The organism is Enterobacter sp. YSU, from assembly GCF_016082135.1.
In the GTDB taxonomy this organism is placed as follows: Bacteria; Pseudomonadota; Gammaproteobacteria; order Enterobacterales; family Enterobacteriaceae; genus Enterobacter; species Enterobacter hormaechei_C.
This window is the reverse complement of the sequence record NZ_CP059487.1, coordinates 1,166,110-1,180,998: the sequence shown is the minus strand read 5'-3', so window position 1 is coordinate 1,180,998 and position 14,889 is coordinate 1,166,110. Positions and strand designations below refer to the sequence as shown.

Genomic DNA, 14,889 nt, shown 5'->3' with positions numbered 1-14,889 from the left:
AAGTGCCGGGTGGCGGCATCGCCTTACCCGGCCTGGGCCATTAACGTGCTCTGATGAAACTGCCGTCCGGCTGGCGGGTAAACAGTACCTGCTGCCCGTTTCCGGTATCGATCGTTAACCCGGTCACCACCCCGCTGGCATTCTGGCGGATCTGCACCATCTGACCATTTTGCAGGTTGCTGAGCGGTTTGCCTGCCCCCTCGACTTGCGCCATGGCATACACATCCGTTGCTGGCAGATTGTGGTCGCGGAACAGCTGGGCAAGAGTTTTCCCAGGCTCTACGCGATACGAACGCCACTGCTGCTCAATGCCGGTGGGCTGTTGCGCCTGTGGCTCTGAAGGGGCGGCGGCCTGCTCCTGATCTTCCTGAACCGGTTCAGGTTCAACCGGCGCAACCTGGCCCGGATCGTTAGTCGGTGTGACCAGCTGCGTCTGCATCGGCTGTGAATCAGGCTGCGGCTGGCTTTGCGACTGGATATCCAGCTCAGCATTCCGGCTGACCGGCGCGGTATCAACGTTGTCACTGCCGGAAGGAAGCAGGAAGCCGATGACGATCAGCAACGCGCCGATAATAATGCCTCTGCGGTGCAAAGGCGGCAGCGGGTCCATGATGCGAAAGTTATCCGGCGCATGCCAGATTTTCGCCAGGGTAGGTTTCAGTTCAAATCGCCCGGGCATGGCTCTCCTCCTGCTCCGCGTCTTTTTATCCTGTCCTGAGAAGTGTAGTTTGCTAACTGCCTGATGGGCGTAACAAAGCCAGCTTTCGTGACATATATTAGGGAAAATCCTGACGGCTACTATTGTTTCCGTTTCGTCGCAGTTTGTCACCTTTACTTAAGACAAAGTTTTACCCATAAGGGCATGGCTGATATGCTGCCCGCTACTTTAAATGTGATGGAAGGAAAACCCATGACCACCCCGACTTTTGACACTATCGAAGCGCAGGCAAGCTACGGCATCGGCTTGCAGGTAGGACAGCAGCTGAGCGAATCCGGCCTGGAAGGTCTGTTACCGGAAGCGCTGGTGGCGGGTATCGCTGACGCGCTGGAAGGCAAGCAGCCCGCTGTGCCGGTTGACGTTGTGCACCGTGCGCTGCGTGAAATCCACGAACGTGCTGACGCCGTACGTCGCGCGCGTTTCGAAGAGATGGCGGCAGAAGGCGTGAAATATCTGGAAGAGAACCGTGAGCGTGAAGGCGTGAACAGCACCGAGTCCGGCTTGCAGTTCCGCGTAATCAATCAGGGTGATGGCGCAATCCCGGCGCGTACCGACCACGTTCGCGTACACTACACCGGTAAGCTGATCGACGGTACCGTGTTCGACAGCTCCGTCGCGCGTGGCGAACCGGCTGAATTCCCGGTCAACGGCGTTATCGCAGGCTGGATCGAAGCCCTGACCCTGATGCCAGTAGGTTCCAAATGGGAACTCACTATCCCGCACAACCTGGCTTACGGCGAGCGTGGCGCTGGCGCGTCCATTCCGCCATTCAGCACCCTGGTGTTTGAAGTCGAGCTGCTGGAAATCCTGTAATCGGTTTTTCTTATTTTCCTCTCTCCGATCGGGGAGAGGAAAATAGCGATAAAACCCGGAGTTACGACGAAATCAACATTTTGTATTGCAAACGAAACTGTTACGTGTATTTTTGTGAGCTGTTTCGCGCTGTATGAGTGATATGACACTCACTTTCAACATATTATTAACATAATATTCAAATCATAGTATTCATCCCGCCGATTCTTACCTACTATCGATTAGTCCTTACACAGGGTCCGTCATTTATTTGGCGTATATAAAGGCCAGAAGAGCCTTAACAACACAGACAGGCATAAACAGGAAAATATCACATGGTAGATCAGGTCAAAGTCGCCGCCGCAGAAGAGGCGACGTCTGAACAGTCGCTACGGCGAAATCTCACGAACCGTCACATTCAGCTTATTGCCATTGGTGGAGCCATCGGCACCGGGCTGTTTATGGGCTCGGGCAAAACCATCAGTCTTGCCGGCCCGTCGATCATCTTCGTTTATATGATCATCGGTTTTATGCTCTTTTTCGTGATGCGTGCAATGGGTGAATTGCTGCTGTCGAATCTCGAATACAAATCTTTCAGCGACTTCGCGTCAGACCTGCTCGGCCCGTGGGCGGGCTATTTTACCGGCTGGACCTACTGGTTCTGCTGGGTGGTTACCGGCATGGCGGATGTTGTCGCTATTACGGCCTACGCCCAATTCTGGTTCCCCGGCCTGTCGGACTGGGTGGCTTCGCTGGCGGTGATTGTTCTGCTGCTGAGCCTGAACCTCGCCACCGTTAAAATGTTCGGTGAGATGGAGTTCTGGTTCGCGATGATCAAAATCGTCGCCATCATCGCGCTGATTGTCGTCGGGCTGGTGATGGTGCTGACGCACTTCCAGTCGCCAACCGGCGTACAGGCCTCGTTTGCCCATCTGTGGAATGACGGCGGCTGGTTCCCGAAAGGTATCAGCGGCTTCTTTGCCGGCTTCCAGATTGCGGTGTTTGCGTTTGTCGGGATTGAGCTGGTCGGTACCACGGCGGCGGAAACCAAAGATCCGGAGAAATCCCTGCCGCGCGCGATTAACTCCATTCCGCTGCGTATCATCATGTTCTACGTGTTCGCGCTGATCGTCATTATGTCCGTGACGCCATGGAGCTCGGTGGTGCCAACCAAGAGCCCGTTCGTCGAGCTGTTCGTGCTGGTGGGGCTGCCTGCTGCCGCGAGCCTGATTAACTTCGTGGTGCTGACCTCTGCGGCCTCTTCCGCGAACAGCGGCGTCTTCTCCACCAGCCGTATGCTGTTCGGCCTGGCGCAGGAGGGCGTTGCTCCGAGCGCGTTTGCCAAACTGTCTAAACGCGCGGTACCGGCGAAAGGGCTGACCTTCTCCTGCATCTGTCTGCTGGGTGGTGTGGTGATGCTCTACGTCAACCCGAGCGTAATCGGCGCGTTCACCATGATCACCACGGTGTCGGCGATCCTGTTTATGTTCGTCTGGACCATCATCCTCTGCTCGTACCTGGTGTACCGCAAGCAGCGTCCACACCTGCACGAGAAGTCGATCTACAAGATGCCGCTGGGCAAGCTGATGTGCTGGGTGTGCATGGCGTTCTTTGTCTTCGTGCTGGTGCTGCTGACGCTGGAAGAAGATACCCGACAGGCGCTGATGGTCACGCCGCTGTGGTTTATCGCGCTGGGGCTTGGCTGGCTGTTTATCGGTAAGAAACGTATGGCGGGCATGCGCTAAGCATGTTGCCGGGTGGCGCTGACGCTTACCCGGCCTAGGTTCGCGGATGTTGTAGGCCCGGTAAGCGCTAGCGCCACCGGGCTTTTTTATTTACCCGATAATGCACGCGGGAACAGAACGTTATTCTCAAGACTGATGTGTTCCATCAGATCGTCGATCATCTCGTTAATGCCGTTGTACATGGCTTTCCAGGTGGTGCACGCTTCTGGCGGCGGTGTGACGTTGTCGGTGGTGTGTTTGATCACTTCCAGCAGTTCGCCGGCGTCATCATGTTCGCTTTCCATCACGCTAATGGGCCCCATTGCCTGGCTGCCCATGCCCTGTTTGATCATCGGGAAGAGGATCTGCTCCTCTTTCATCATGTGGCTGGAAAGTTCTTCGTGCAGCATGGTCAGGTATTTCGCCAGGCCGCGCGGTACGGAAGGTTTATCGGCATGAACGCGTTCAACTTTGGTCGCCTGTAAAATCAGCTCCGGCAGCTGCTCGCGGTGACGATCGTGGTAACGCACAATGATATGGTCGATGATTTCAGCCAGCGGCGCGGTGCGCCAGTCTCTGTCGACAGGCTGTTCAGCCAGCTGAGCCAGCTCCGCTTCGATAGCCTCCACATCCAGCTCTTTACGCGACGCTGCGCGCGCCAGCGTTTGCTTACCACCGCAGCAGTAATCCATATCGTATTTACGGAACAGCGCAGAAGCGCGAGGGATGGAGAGCGCCAGCTCGCCTAAGGGTTGGTCGCGGAAGGCCATAACAGTTACCTCATCATCAGGAATATAAGATGCATTTTAAATACATCTTTAGGTGGATACTATAACCCTTTAGAGGCAAGGGTGAAAATGAGAAGGGGATCACAAAAAAAGCGTGCTTTTAACTTGCTGATTGAATGCAGAAAAGGGCTTTCGAAAGTTTTTAAAGGTGGAGAAACAGTAAACAACCTGCCGCGCGTGCCGATAGATACAGGTCAGACAATACCTGTATATAAAAAAGGCAACGCATGTTTAAACGTATAAAAGTCATTACTCTTTTGATTTCGGTGCTGCTTGTGCTCGGCATCATGCAGCTGATCTCCGCTGGCATTTTCATTAACGCACTCAATAACGATAAAGAGAACTTCACCGTTTCTCAGCTTTCCAGCCAGAACGTCGCGGAGTTTACCGACGCCTGGATCAGCCTGAACCAGGCGCGCGTCACTCTCAACCGCGGCATGCTGCGCCTGCAAAGCAGCATGGCGTCGCAGATTAACGGCGGGCAGCTGAACGAGCTGGTCAATACCGCGAAAAACCTGCTGGCCGATGCCCAGATCCATTACGATAAATACTACGCGCTGCCGGAAACGCCGGGTATGGACGAGCACCTGGCCGATCGTCTGGAAGAGCAATACCGCGTCTACTCCGCCACGCTGACGCAAATGAACGTTCTGCTGGGGCAGGGCAATCTGGAAGATATGTTCAAACAAAATGCCGAACAGAAGCAGACCGCGATGCAAAAAGTTTATCGCGAGTGGCGTGAGGCGCAGGCCGCGCTGACCGCCAAAGGGATCCGGGACAATGAAAGCGACTACAAACGCATTCTGTGGATCCTTTCTGCGGTGATGCTGCTGGTGATCGCGGTGATTATTTCCAGCTGGATTGCGATGCGCCGCGTGCTACTGCTGCCGCTGGAAGAGGTGATCAACCATATCCGCGCCATTGCCGCAGGGGATTTAACCCAGCCGATTCAGGCTGAGGGTAAAAATGAAATGGCGATCCTGGCGCGCAACGTTCAGGAGATGCAGACTGCGCTGGCCAACACGGTGGGCGTGGTGCGTGAAGGCGCTGATACCATCTACACCGGCGCGGGTGAAATCTCGGCGGGCAGCAACGATCTCTCCTCTCGTACCGAGCAACAGGCCGCTTCTCTGGAAGAGACGGCAGCCAGCATGGAACAGTTAACCGCCACCGTGAAGCAAAACGCCGATAACGCGCGTCAGGCGTCGCGTCTGGCGCTGGACGCCTCCTCCACCGCGAAGAAGGGCGGTAACGTGGTCGAGGGCGTTGTGCGCACCATGGACGAAATCGCCACCAGTTCCAGCAAAATCGCGCAAATTACTAACGTGATCGACGGCATTGCTTTCCAGACCAATATTTTGGCGCTGAACGCGGCGGTAGAAGCGGCGCGCGCGGGCGAGCAGGGACGTGGCTTCGCGGTTGTCGCGGGCGAGGTGCGTACCCTTGCCCAGCGCAGCGCGCAGGCGGCGAAAGAGATCAAAGCGCTGATCGATGATTCCGGCGAACGCGTCAACGCGGGTTCTCAGCTGGTAAATGAAGCGGGCGCGACGATGGCGGAGATCGTCAATGCGGTTACGCGCGTGACGGACATCATGGGTGAGATTGCGTCGGCCTCCGACGAACAGAGCCGCGGTATCGACCAGGTGGGTCAGGCGGTGGCGGAGATGGATCGCGTCACCCAGCAGAACGCCTCGCTGGTGGAAGAGTCTGCGGCGGCAGCGGCGGCGCTGGAAGATCAGGCTGCACGCCTGAACGACGCGGTGGCGGTGTTTAAGATCACCCGCAACCAGGCGGTGAAAGCCGCGCCGGTAAAGACCTATGCACCTAAAGCGCAGCCCGTCGCGGCGGCGTCTGAAGCGAACTGGGAAACGTTCTGATACTGTGCCGGGTGGCGCTTCGCTTACCCGGCCTACGGTTTTGTAGGCCCTGCAAGCGAAGCGCCGCTGGGCGAAAAGCTCACCCCTCCGACGCCGGAACGACCATCGGTTTTTCCGGCTTCGCTCTCACCGCAATCACCACCCCAACGACCAGCAGCGCGATCCCGCAGGCCGTTAGCAGCGGCGGCACGCTCTGACGCATCAGGAAGGTATAGAGCAGCCCTGCCAGTGTCTCAAAAACAATCAGCGGCCCCAGTATCACCGTCGGCAGCTTCTGGCTGGCAATGTTCCAGCACAGCGCGCCCACCCACGAACAGAGCACGGCAATGGCGACCATTAACCCGACGAATACCCACGGGCGCGGTCCGAAGGGCAGGGTAAATGCCGGTTGCTGGCTACCCAGCCAGACACACGCGCCCACATAGCCCAGCAACGAGACAGGGAGGGTGACCAGCGCCTGCGCCGTCGCCCACATCATCGGATGTTTATCCGGGTTTTCCCGCAGCCAGCGTGCATTGCGCAGGGCATACCATGCCCAACAGACAACCGAGATAAACGCCAGAAAGATCCCTGAACCGTAACGCCACAAGCTGAAGTTTTCAAGGCCGTGGCGAAGCTCGGCAATATTCACGCACACCAGGCCCACGGCAATGCAGACCAGAGCGGGCGCCATTTTTGACCACGCCAGTTTGCCGTCACGCTGGCTGTAAAGCAGGTTCGCGAAAACCGGGATGACCACCGGCAGCGTGCCGATAATCATGGTGGACACCGGCGCACCGGTGCGCTGAATGGCGCTCGCCAGACAGACGTAGTAGATCAGATTACCCATCATGGTCAGCGCCAGCGCGGTGAGCCAGTCCTGGCGGCCCAGCTGACGCAGACGCGCGCGCCCCAGCCATGCCAGCGGCACGGCAATCAGCCCCAGCGCCAGGTAACGTCCGGTCGACTGCAAAATTGCCGGGTACTCCGGCACAATCAGCGGGCCGACAAAAATCAGCCCCCACATCAAACCCGCAAGCAGGGCATACAACACGCCGCTAATCATTTTTCCATCCATCTTGATTCACTTTGCGATCAGTGTAGGAGGGCAAAACGCGCGCGTATTGTATGAGGTTGCGCATTAGCGCGGCATAACCTGTTTCTGGTAGCGCACGGGCGTGATGCCGTAGCGACGGGTGAAGGCGCGGGTTAAATGCGACTGATCGGTCAGCCCGGTCGCGGCGGCCACCTCGGCGGCAGGCATGCCGTGGGTGAGGAATGCTTTTGCGCGCCAAAGCCGGATGGCCATCAGCATCTGGTGGGGCGTAACGTGGAAATGGGCTTTGAACTGGCGCTGAAAATGGTACGGGCTGAGCGAGACAACGTTAGCCAGCTCGTCCAGGGTCAGCGAGCGCATATAGTTGTCGTGCAGATAATCGCGAACGCGTTCGAAGCGGTGCGCGGCCTCCTGCACCACCGGCGCATGATGGGCCAGTGGCTGAAAAGTCTGAATCAAATCCAGTAGCAGCCCCTTCTGCGCCAGCGGATCGTTGGTGTGCCACAGGCCGTAAATTAACCGGCCAATCTGCTGCGAGCGCAAAGGGTCGTGGCGCGTGACGTCATTAAACCACCAGTGACGCAGGCCGGTGACCTCTTCCAGCAGGTCGGGTTCGATGTAGACCATCCGGTAGCGCCAGCCGCCTTCGGTGGCGGATTCCCCGGTGTGGATCTCGTCCGGGTTCATGGTCACGACGGATTTTTCCGCGGCAAGATGCTGGGTACCGCGATAGCGGAAGCGTTCGGCACCGGTTTCGATGGTGCCGATACCGAAGGCTTCATGAGTGTGAGGCTCAAAGGCGTAGTCAGAGATATGGGCGTGATAAAGCTCCAGGCCCGGCAGCTGCGCCAGATGGCGAAAGCGCGCGCTGTCTCTCTCATCAGTGAACTGTTCCGGTACGCCTTGCACGGTGAGCCTCCTTGTGGGTCATCGCTTCATTATCAGAGATGACCCGAGGGGATGCCACAAAAAATAACCAATTTTTAACAACTACAGGATGGCTTTGACGCTTTCCGCCAGTGATGTGGTTGGGCGGCCGATCAGTTTGCTCAGGGTACGGCTGTCGTCGAACAGGCCGCCTTTGGACGCGCCGGTGTCGGAGTCCGCCAGCATCTCCGCCAGCCCGGCAGGCAGACCAACGCCCTTCAGCGCAGCGGCGAAATCGGCTTCGCTGAGGTTCTGATACGTTACCGGCTTACCGCTCTGCTTGCTCAGTTCCGCAGCCAGTTCGCTCAGCGTCCAGGCATTATCACCCGCCAGTTCATACACCTTGCCGGCATGACCCTCTTCAGAAATCACTTTCGCTGCCGCCGCCGCGTAATCCGCACGGGTCGCAGAGGCAATTTTGCCTTCGCCTGCGGCACCCATAAATACGCCGTGTTCCAGCGCTGGCGGCGCGCTTGCCAGGTAGTTTTCGGTGTACCAGCCGTTGCGCAGCAGAGCGTAAGGCACGCCGGAGGCCGCCAGGGCATTTTCGGTTTCGACGTGCTCAACGTGCAGACCCAGCGGAGATTTGTCAGCATGCAGCAGGCTGGTATAGGCGATGAATTTCACCCCGGCGGCTTTGGCGGCGTTTATCACGTTCTGGTGCTGTACGGCACGCTGGCCCACTTCGCTGGAGGAGATGAGCAGCAGTTTATCCACGCCGTTCAGCGCGGTGGTAAATGCGGCTTCATCGGTGTAATCCGCCTGACGCACAACGACCCCTTGCTGACGCAACGCTTCGGCTTTCGCCGGGTTACGCACAATAGCCACGATCTGGCTGGCCGGAACGGTTTTCAGCAGTTCTTCAATAACGTGTTGGCCAAGCTGGCCGGTTGCGCCGGTAATCGCGATCATGATGAATCTCCTTCGTGTTTGTCTGGTGTTGTGGCACACTATCACCATAACTAACTTTTAGTAAGTACGTACAAAAAGGTAAGTATGAAAACAACAATACCAACGCTCAGCGAGCAAATGCGCGATGGCAACCTCTTTGCGGAACAGTGCCCGTCACGGGAGGTGCTCAAACACGTAACCAGCCGCTGGGGCGTGCTGATCCTGGTGGCGTTACGTCAGGGGACGCATCGCTTCAGCGATCTGCGCCGCAAGATGGGCGGCGTCAGCGAGAAGATGCTGGCTCAGTCTTTACAGGCGCTGGAGCATGACGGGTTTGTCGATCGCGTGTCGTATCCGGTCGTGCCGCCGCATGTGGAGTATAGCCTGACGCCGCTGGGGCAGGAGGTAAGCGAGAAGGTGGCCGCGCTGGCCGACTGGATTGAGGTCAATACGCCGCAGGTGATGGCGAATAGGGACGAGCGTGCGGCGTGAAATGCCGGGTGGCGCTTGCGCTTACCCGGCCTACGGGATCGAGGATTGCGGGTAGGCCGGGTAAGGCGAAGCCGCCACCCGGCACAATCATCGCTACCTGCTCAAATCCACCTGATAAATCGCGAACCCAATATCATCCGTCGCGACCTTTTGCATCGGATACTGCGCCTTATCCTTGATAAACGCGGCTGCTTTATCGGACGGAGATGTCTCAAAGCGAATATCCAGCTTAGTGTCGCTGTGGATCGGCGCAAGTCGCCAGTTGTTATCCACCGCCGGATGAATTTCACCCGTCTTTTTCGACTCCGCGCTGATCCACGCCGCCAGCACCGAACGGTTCTCATCCGGCGAGGCAAAGGCGATGTGGCTGTCACCCGTACCGGCAAACTTGCCGCCATAGGCGCGGTAGTTGTTGGTCACCACCAGGAAAGTGGTATTCGGATCAATCGCTTTGCCGTTGAAGGTCAGGTTTTTGATACGTTCTGCCTGCGGATTAATGGCCTGACATTCGCCGTCATATTTCGCGGGCTGGGTAACGTCAATCTGATATTCCACGCCGTCGATCACGTCGAAGTTGTAGGTACGGAAACCGTCCCAGTTAATCAGCGACTGCGGTTTGCTGCTGTGCGGATCGATCTGGTTGAACTGCCCGGCAGAGCACTCCAGCCACTCCTTCACCTCTTTCCCGGTAGCTTTCACCACCACGAGGGTGTTGGGATAGAGGTAGAGATCGGCGGCATTACGGAAGGTCAGCTGGCCTTTCTCCACCTCAACGTAGCTGGCCGGATCGTTCTTCCGCCCGCCCACTTTGAATGGCGCCGCGGCAGACAGTACCGGCAGATTTGCCAGATCCGGATCGCCCTGAATATAGTGCTCCGCATAGGCTTTCTGCGCCATGTTGACTACCTGCACGGTCGGGTCATCCTGTACCAGCGCGAGGAAGCTGTACATGTTATCAGCCGATTTACCGATCGGCTTGCTGACAAATTCACGCGTCGCGTCGTGGTCATGCTTCAGGATGTCGACCAGCTTTTTATCTTCCCCTGCCAGAGATTTTTTGGCCGCTGCGTCGTAGATCGGACGCGCTTCCGCTTTCGACTGCGTGACTTTCCAGCTTCCGCTGTCGTTATTCAGCACCAGATCCACCACGCCAAGGTGGTCGCCCCACATGCCCGGCATCACCGATGGCACACCGTTGAGCGTCCCTTTTTCGATGTCCGCGCCTTTGATATCAGCGAAATCTTTGCCCGGGAAGACGGCGTGGGCGTGACCAAACAGGATCGCATCCACGCCCGGCACCTGGCTGAGATAGTACACGGAGTTCTCAGCCATCACCTGATACGGGTCGGCCGAGAGGCCAGAGTGCGCCACGACGACGACCACATCCGCCCCTTTCGCCCGCATCTCCGGCACGTATTTGCACGCGGTTTCGGTAATGTCGTTGACGGTCACTTTCCCGTCGAGGTTGGCTTTATCCCACGTCATGATCTGCGGCGGCACAAAACCGATATAGCCGATTTTCAGCGTCTGTTTTTTACCGTCCTGGTCGACAACCTCGGTCTCTTTAATCAGATAAGGGGTGAAGAGCGGCTTCTTCGTCTTAACGTCGATGATATTGGCGTTAACGTACGGGAATTTCGCTCCTGCCAGCGCGTCGTGCAGGTATTTCAGGCCGTAGTTAAATTCGTGGTTGCCCAGGTTGCCGACGGCATAGTCCAGCGTATTCATTGCCTTATAAACAGGATGGATCTCGCCTTTTTTCAGCCCCTTCGCCGCCATGTAGTCTCCGAGCGGGCTGCCCTGAATTAAGTCCCCGTTATCGACCAGCACGCTATTTTTCACTTCACCGCGGGCGGCGTTGATCAAACTTGCCGTGCGTACCAGTCCGAATTTTTCCGTAGGGGTATCTTTGTAGTAATCGAAGTCCATCATATTGCTGTGCAGATCGGTGGTTTCCAGAATACGGAGATCCACCGTCGCTGCCTGAACGCTTGCCGCAATCAGCGTTGCCAGGAGCGTTGCGCTAAACTTAATCATCTGAGGAGTCCTTTTTTCGATCCAAGCCACAAAAGAATATGTATGTAGTATTTGTTGCTTACAGAAGTGTGAATGCTGCCAGAAAAAAGGGCGCTGAAACCAGAATTGCTTCACAGATAGCGGAATTGTTCACATTACGATATAACTAAAACAATAAGTTATGCCCACTGCGTTAACGAAGAGGTGGAGAATGTTAGATAAAATTTGTCAGCTCGCACGGGATGCGGGTGATGCCATTATGCAGGTGTACGACGGTGCGAAACCGATGGATGTTGTCAGCAAAGCGGATGACTCCCCGGTGACGGCGGCGGATATCGCGGCGCATGCGGTGATCCTGAAAGGTTTGCAGGCCCTGACGCCGGATATTCCGGTCCTTTCTGAAGAAGCGCCCCAGAGCTGGGATGAACGTCAGCACTGGCAGCGTTACTGGCTTGTCGACCCGCTGGACGGCACGAAAGAGTTTATCAAGCGTAACGGTGAATTCACCGTCAACATCGCCCTGATTGAAAAAGGAAAAGCGGTGCTTGGCGTGGTTTACGCCCCGGTGATGAAAGTAATGTACAGCGCGGCGGAAGGTAAAGCCTGGAAGGAAGAGTGCGGCGTGCGTAAGCAGATCCAGGTGCGTGATGCCCGTCCTCCGCTGGTGGTGATCAGCCGCTCGCACAGTGACAGCGAGCTGGAGGAGTATCTGCAACAGCTGGGTGAACACCAGACGACGTCGATTGGCTCGTCGCTGAAGTTCTGTCTGGTGGCGGAAGGGCAGGCGCAGCTGTACCCCCGTTTCGGGCCGACGAACGTCTGGGATACGGCGGCAGGGCATGCGGTGGCGGCGGCGGCTGGCGCGCATGTGCATGACTGGCAGGGTAAGCCACTGGACTACACCCCGCGCGAGTCATTCCTGAATCCGGGCTTCCGGGTATCACTTTACTGAGTCAGTAGCTTATGCAGCAGGGCAACCACCTGCTGCACCTCATCCTGCGTCAGCGCGCCGTCTTTAACCCACTGTACGCGACCGTTTTTGTCCAGCACGACAATCGCTGAACTCTCTTCTTCCAGCTGCCACGCCTTACGCGTCACGCCGTTGCTGTCGACAATAAACTGCGACCAGGGATAGAGCTTCTTATTGCTCTCAAGGCTTGAGCGCACAAACATCCCGGAGCCGGGAATCGCGTCGTCGGTGTTCACGATGGTGGTGGTCTGGTAGCGATCGTGCGGGAGTTTTGCGGCTTTGATCGCTTCCACGAGGGTGGCATTTTTCTCTTTAGCGGATGTACGTCCGGCAATATGTTGTACAACTCTCACTTTGCCCGCAAGCTGCGCGCTATTCCAGGCTTTATAGCTAAACTTATCATTGTCGAGAATCAATTCTCCCCGGTCAGCAATGCCGACCGGCGGGACACGTTGTCCTTTTTCAATGTTGTGTGCGGAAGCCATCAGCGGCAGCAACAGGCAAGCTGCTGCCAGGAGGTTACGTAGGGTCATGGTGTTTCCTTATTGTTAGCAGGTGATCCGACCACTTGGTCATGCGCTTTTAATCATAAGTGCGATCAATAGGCTTTTCCCGCAATCCCGATGCCAGTTTGCGGGCGAACGCACATATCCATGCAAAAACGACGGCATATACTGCGCTGTATCACGCTTTGCAAAGATTATTCTGAATAATTGTAATCAAACGGTAAATAAACTTATGCACACTGGGTAAGTACGAGGTTCTGGTCTATAGTCATTGGGCATCAAAATTTGCGCTCAGGACAGTCGGGCCGATTGTGGCACCGCAAGAGCGTATGATTCGCAGGAGATACAAGAATGAAAATTTTCCAACGCTACAACCCGCTTCAGGTGGCGAAGTACGTGAAGATCCTGTTCCGTGGACGGTTGTACATCAAGGATGTTGGCGCTTTTGAGTTCGATAAGGGCAAAATCCTTATCCCAAAAGTGAAGGACAAACTGCACTTGTCTGTGATGTCCGAAGTCAACCGTCAGGTTATGCGTCTGCAAACTGAGATGGCTTAACCAACGTGCTATGCAGTAGTAGTTAAAAAGACGGCTCCCGATGGGAGCCGTTGATGTTTGTAGCCGTAGTTTCAAATATATTCATTTACTGGATATTTCACGTAATCATTCTGTGATGCGGATAGATTTCACACTTTTATTAAGTGAATCTAAATTTACTTTTTAGTGTGTAACTGTTGATACAGGACAATAAAGGATTAACTGTATATTGGTCTTTTCTCGTTACGCAGGAACAATGGTTATCTCACTTTGAAAAAGGAGTTTAATGATGGCTATTCCTGCTTATTTATGGCTGAAGGATGATGGTGGTGCGTTAATTAAGGGGGCTGTAGATGTTAAAGGAAGAGAGTCGAGTATAGAGGTTAATGGTTTTTCACATAACGTATCAGTTCCTACTGATCCATTGACAGGAAAAATTACAGGAACAAGGAAACATTCAAGCATCATTTTTTTGAAAGAGTTTGATTCCTCGTCTCCCTATCTATTTAAGGCCGTTTGTACAGGCCAAAAATTAATAAGCGCAGAGTTTAAATGGTATCGTATTAATGATGCCGGGCAAGAAGTTGAATATAACAATATGCTTTTGGAGAACGTTACTATTGTTGGGGTTTCACCAATAATGCATGATACTAAAGATGTATTAAAGGAGAAGCATAACCATCTTGAATGTGTAGAAGTACGTTATGAAAAAATCACTTGGAAACATTGTGACGGAAACCTGCTTTTTTCAGATAGCTGGAATGAAAGGGGTAAACAATGAGATATCCGGTAAGTGCAGTGAATCCTCATCTTCCCTATGATATATCTTCCTTCTCCCCCGCAGGAGTATCAGTTGTAAGCAACATGATGATAGCTCGTTTTCACCGTGGTCCATCAGCGTTAACATATCTTTGGTTTTACAAGCAGGTTCGAGGGCATGGCCCCTGGGATTATAAAAATCAATTAGGCAGGCAATACGAAAATTTTGGCAACTTTCATTATGGAGCGGTGGGTATTGCTGCTGGTATAAAACCTGAGATATTGCTACGAGGTGCAGGTATCGCTCAAATTCTGGCGGGAACGAGTTCTCCTGATTTTGAGAACTATCAAGGACCAGATCCTCATGGCGATGATCCTACAGATCAAACATGGATTAGAGCGGGGATAGACTATGCTCAGCGTGCTGGTTTCTAGGAAGAAAATATATATATTACTCACAATCCTGATCTCTTCCTATGGCATATGGCGTGCTGTTGATGAGTTTCTCTATATCGAGCAAGACATTATTCGTAAAGAAAATATCGGGAAGGTTTCTGTACTGTATATTACAGAAAGCAATGCGGGAGCTACGACTTCGAATGTATACAAATATTATCTGGCGTCGTCAAAAAAATCGGAAGAAGCTTTTTTAGGCGATGTCAGGAACGGGTATGCTCCATTTCTGATAACTACGGATCCTGAAGCAAAAGTAGAGAGTAAAGAAAACGCTTTATATATCACAGTCAGTGGAAAAATTTATCAATTTAGCAATATATCTTACTCGACGTTTATCTATTTGAATTCATCACCTTTTTAAAAGTTAGGGTGAATCTCGGAGGGTAAAAGAAAGGGCAGC

Annotated in this window: 16 protein-coding genes; 9 read left to right on the top strand and 7 right to left on the bottom strand. The window is 54.6% G+C overall.

Annotated features, from left to right (window positions below; all coding sequences use genetic code 11):
- Nucleotides 1-40: 40 nt before the first annotated feature.
- A complete protein-coding gene (locus tag H2Z33_RS05705) occupies nt 41-679 on the bottom strand; it encodes an OapA family protein (protein WP_045141839.1) in 639 nt (212 codons plus the stop codon).
- 231 nt (nt 680-910) lie between these two features.
- On the opposite strand from H2Z33_RS05705, the gene fklB reads away from it, so the two are divergent.
- Nucleotides 911-1,531, top strand: coding sequence for an FKBP-type peptidyl-prolyl cis-trans isomerase (fklB, locus tag H2Z33_RS05700; protein WP_008502892.1), 621 nt, complete (start codon nt 911-913; stop codon nt 1,529-1,531).
- A gap of 314 nt (nt 1,532-1,845) precedes the next feature.
- A complete protein-coding gene (cycA, locus tag H2Z33_RS05695; RefSeq protein WP_015572483.1) occupies nt 1,846-3,255 on the top strand; it encodes a D-serine/D-alanine/glycine transporter in 1,410 nt (469 codons plus the stop codon).
- A gap of 86 nt (nt 3,256-3,341) precedes the next feature.
- On the opposite strand, the gene ytfE is transcribed toward cycA, so the two are convergent.
- Nucleotides 3,342-4,004: an iron-sulfur cluster repair protein YtfE gene (gene ytfE, locus H2Z33_RS05690; RefSeq protein ID WP_063134955.1), complete on the bottom strand. Its 663-nt coding sequence runs from the start codon at nt 4,002-4,004 to the stop codon at nt 3,342-3,344.
- A gap of 245 nt (nt 4,005-4,249) precedes the next feature.
- On the opposite strand from ytfE, the gene H2Z33_RS05685 reads away from it, so the two are divergent.
- Nucleotides 4,250-5,899 (top strand): methyl-accepting chemotaxis protein, encoded by a 1,650-nt coding sequence (locus tag H2Z33_RS05685; RefSeq protein WP_015572485.1) that lies wholly within the window; start codon nt 4,250-4,252, stop codon nt 5,897-5,899.
- Nucleotides 5,900-5,978: 79 nt separating this feature from the next.
- Here the strand turns inward: H2Z33_RS05685 and H2Z33_RS05680 are convergent, their stop codons facing one another.
- From H2Z33_RS05680 to H2Z33_RS05670, 3 genes are all read right to left on the bottom strand, one after another.
- Nucleotides 5,979-6,944 (bottom strand): DMT family transporter, encoded by a 966-nt coding sequence (locus H2Z33_RS05680; protein ID WP_017383939.1) that lies wholly within the window; start codon nt 6,942-6,944, stop codon nt 5,979-5,981.
- A gap of 75 nt (nt 6,945-7,019) precedes the next feature.
- Nucleotides 7,020-7,844: an AraC family transcriptional regulator gene (locus H2Z33_RS05675; RefSeq protein WP_017694662.1), complete on the bottom strand. Its 825-nt coding sequence runs from the start codon at nt 7,842-7,844 to the stop codon at nt 7,020-7,022.
- 81 nt (nt 7,845-7,925) lie between these two features.
- Nucleotides 7,926-8,774 carry an SDR family oxidoreductase gene (locus H2Z33_RS05670; RefSeq protein WP_017383937.1) on the bottom strand — a complete coding sequence of 283 codons (849 nt, stop codon included), beginning with the start codon at nt 8,772-8,774 and terminating at the stop codon, nt 7,926-7,928.
- Nucleotides 8,775-8,858: 84 nt separating this feature from the next.
- Here H2Z33_RS05670 and H2Z33_RS05665 point away from each other — a divergent pair, with 84 nt between their 5' ends.
- Nucleotides 8,859-9,245: a winged helix-turn-helix transcriptional regulator gene (locus tag H2Z33_RS05665; protein ID WP_017383936.1), complete on the top strand. Its 387-nt coding sequence runs from the start codon at nt 8,859-8,861 to the stop codon at nt 9,243-9,245.
- A 93-nt stretch (nt 9,246-9,338) separates the two neighbouring features.
- Here H2Z33_RS05665 and H2Z33_RS05660 read toward each other — a convergent pair whose 3' ends face one another.
- The gene (locus tag H2Z33_RS05660; RefSeq protein ID WP_063134956.1) at nt 9,339-11,282 is read right to left on the bottom strand and encodes a bifunctional 2',3'-cyclic-nucleotide 2'-phosphodiesterase/3'-nucleotidase; all 1,944 of its coding nucleotides are present in this window, start codon (nt 11,280-11,282) and stop codon (nt 9,339-9,341) included.
- Between the two features lie 190 nt (nt 11,283-11,472).
- Between H2Z33_RS05660 and cysQ the strand changes: the two genes are divergently transcribed.
- Entirely contained in the window at nt 11,473-12,213 is a 741-nt protein-coding gene (gene cysQ, locus H2Z33_RS05655) for a 3'(2'),5'-bisphosphate nucleotidase CysQ (protein WP_015572488.1), read from the top strand.
- Here cysQ and H2Z33_RS05650 read toward each other — a convergent pair.
- A complete protein-coding gene (locus H2Z33_RS05650) occupies nt 12,207-12,764 on the bottom strand; it encodes a YtfJ family protein (protein ID WP_017383934.1) in 558 nt (185 codons plus the stop codon). The genes cysQ and H2Z33_RS05650 overlap by 7 nt on opposite strands.
- Nucleotides 12,765-13,088: 324 nt before the next feature.
- Here H2Z33_RS05650 and H2Z33_RS05645 point away from each other — a divergent pair, with 324 nt between their 5' ends.
- The 4 genes from H2Z33_RS05645 to H2Z33_RS05630 all read left to right on the top strand — a co-directional run bounded on the left by H2Z33_RS05645 (nt 13,089) and on the right by H2Z33_RS05630 (nt 14,850).
- Nucleotides 13,089-13,295 carry a DUF1107 domain-containing protein gene (locus H2Z33_RS05645; protein WP_000689228.1) on the top strand — a complete coding sequence of 69 codons (207 nt, stop codon included), beginning with the start codon at nt 13,089-13,091 and terminating at the stop codon, nt 13,293-13,295.
- Nucleotides 13,296-13,563: 268 nt separating this feature from the next.
- Entirely contained in the window at nt 13,564-14,055 is a 492-nt protein-coding gene (locus H2Z33_RS05640) for an Hcp family type VI secretion system effector (protein ID WP_063134957.1), read from the top strand.
- Complete coding sequence (locus H2Z33_RS05635) at nt 14,052-14,468, top strand: polymorphic toxin type 44 domain-containing protein (RefSeq protein WP_074133783.1); 417 nt, start codon at nt 14,052-14,054, stop codon at nt 14,466-14,468. The genes H2Z33_RS05640 and H2Z33_RS05635 overlap by 4 nt, the downstream gene beginning before the upstream one ends.
- On the top strand, nt 14,446-14,850 hold the full coding sequence (locus tag H2Z33_RS05630) for a hypothetical protein (protein WP_063134958.1): 405 nt from the start codon (nt 14,446-14,448) through the stop codon (nt 14,848-14,850). The genes H2Z33_RS05635 and H2Z33_RS05630 overlap by 23 nt, the downstream gene beginning before the upstream one ends.
- Nucleotides 14,851-14,889: the final 39 nt, after the last annotated feature.

Excerpts from the sequence above, each read along its gene's own strand:
- H2Z33_RS05670 (WP_017383937.1), bottom strand. The coding sequence starts at position 8,774 with ATGATCGCGATTACCGGCGCAACCGGCCAGCTTGGCCAACACGTTATT.
- H2Z33_RS05660 (WP_063134956.1), bottom strand. The coding sequence starts at position 11,282 with ATGATTAAGTTTAGCGCAACGCTCCTGGCAACGCTGATTGCGGCAAGC.
- H2Z33_RS05650 (WP_017383934.1), bottom strand. The coding sequence starts at position 12,764 with ATGACCCTACGTAACCTCCTGGCAGCAGCTTGCCTGTTGCTGCCGCTG.
- cycA (WP_015572483.1), top strand. The coding sequence starts at position 1,846 with ATGGTAGATCAGGTCAAAGTCGCCGCCGCAGAAGAGGCGACGTCTGAA.
- ytfE (WP_063134955.1), bottom strand. The coding sequence starts at position 4,004 with ATGGCCTTCCGCGACCAACCCTTAGGCGAGCTGGCGCTCTCCATCCCT.
- H2Z33_RS05665 (WP_017383936.1), top strand. The coding sequence starts at position 8,859 with ATGAAAACAACAATACCAACGCTCAGCGAGCAAATGCGCGATGGCAAC.
- H2Z33_RS05680 (WP_017383939.1), bottom strand. The coding sequence starts at position 6,944 with ATGATTAGCGGCGTGTTGTATGCCCTGCTTGCGGGTTTGATGTGGGGG.
- H2Z33_RS05635 (WP_074133783.1), top strand. The coding sequence starts at position 14,052 with ATGAGATATCCGGTAAGTGCAGTGAATCCTCATCTTCCCTATGATATA.
- fklB (WP_008502892.1), top strand. The coding sequence starts at position 911 with ATGACCACCCCGACTTTTGACACTATCGAAGCGCAGGCAAGCTACGGC.
- H2Z33_RS05640 (WP_063134957.1), top strand. The coding sequence starts at position 13,564 with ATGGCTATTCCTGCTTATTTATGGCTGAAGGATGATGGTGGTGCGTTA.
- H2Z33_RS05645 (WP_000689228.1), top strand. The coding sequence starts at position 13,089 with ATGAAAATTTTCCAACGCTACAACCCGCTTCAGGTGGCGAAGTACGTG.
- H2Z33_RS05685 (WP_015572485.1), top strand. The coding sequence starts at position 4,250 with ATGTTTAAACGTATAAAAGTCATTACTCTTTTGATTTCGGTGCTGCTT.
- H2Z33_RS05705 (WP_045141839.1), bottom strand. The coding sequence starts at position 679 with ATGCCCGGGCGATTTGAACTGAAACCTACCCTGGCGAAAATCTGGCAT.
- H2Z33_RS05630 (WP_063134958.1), top strand. The coding sequence starts at position 14,446 with ATGCTCAGCGTGCTGGTTTCTAGGAAGAAAATATATATATTACTCACA.
- cysQ (WP_015572488.1), top strand. The coding sequence starts at position 11,473 with ATGTTAGATAAAATTTGTCAGCTCGCACGGGATGCGGGTGATGCCATT.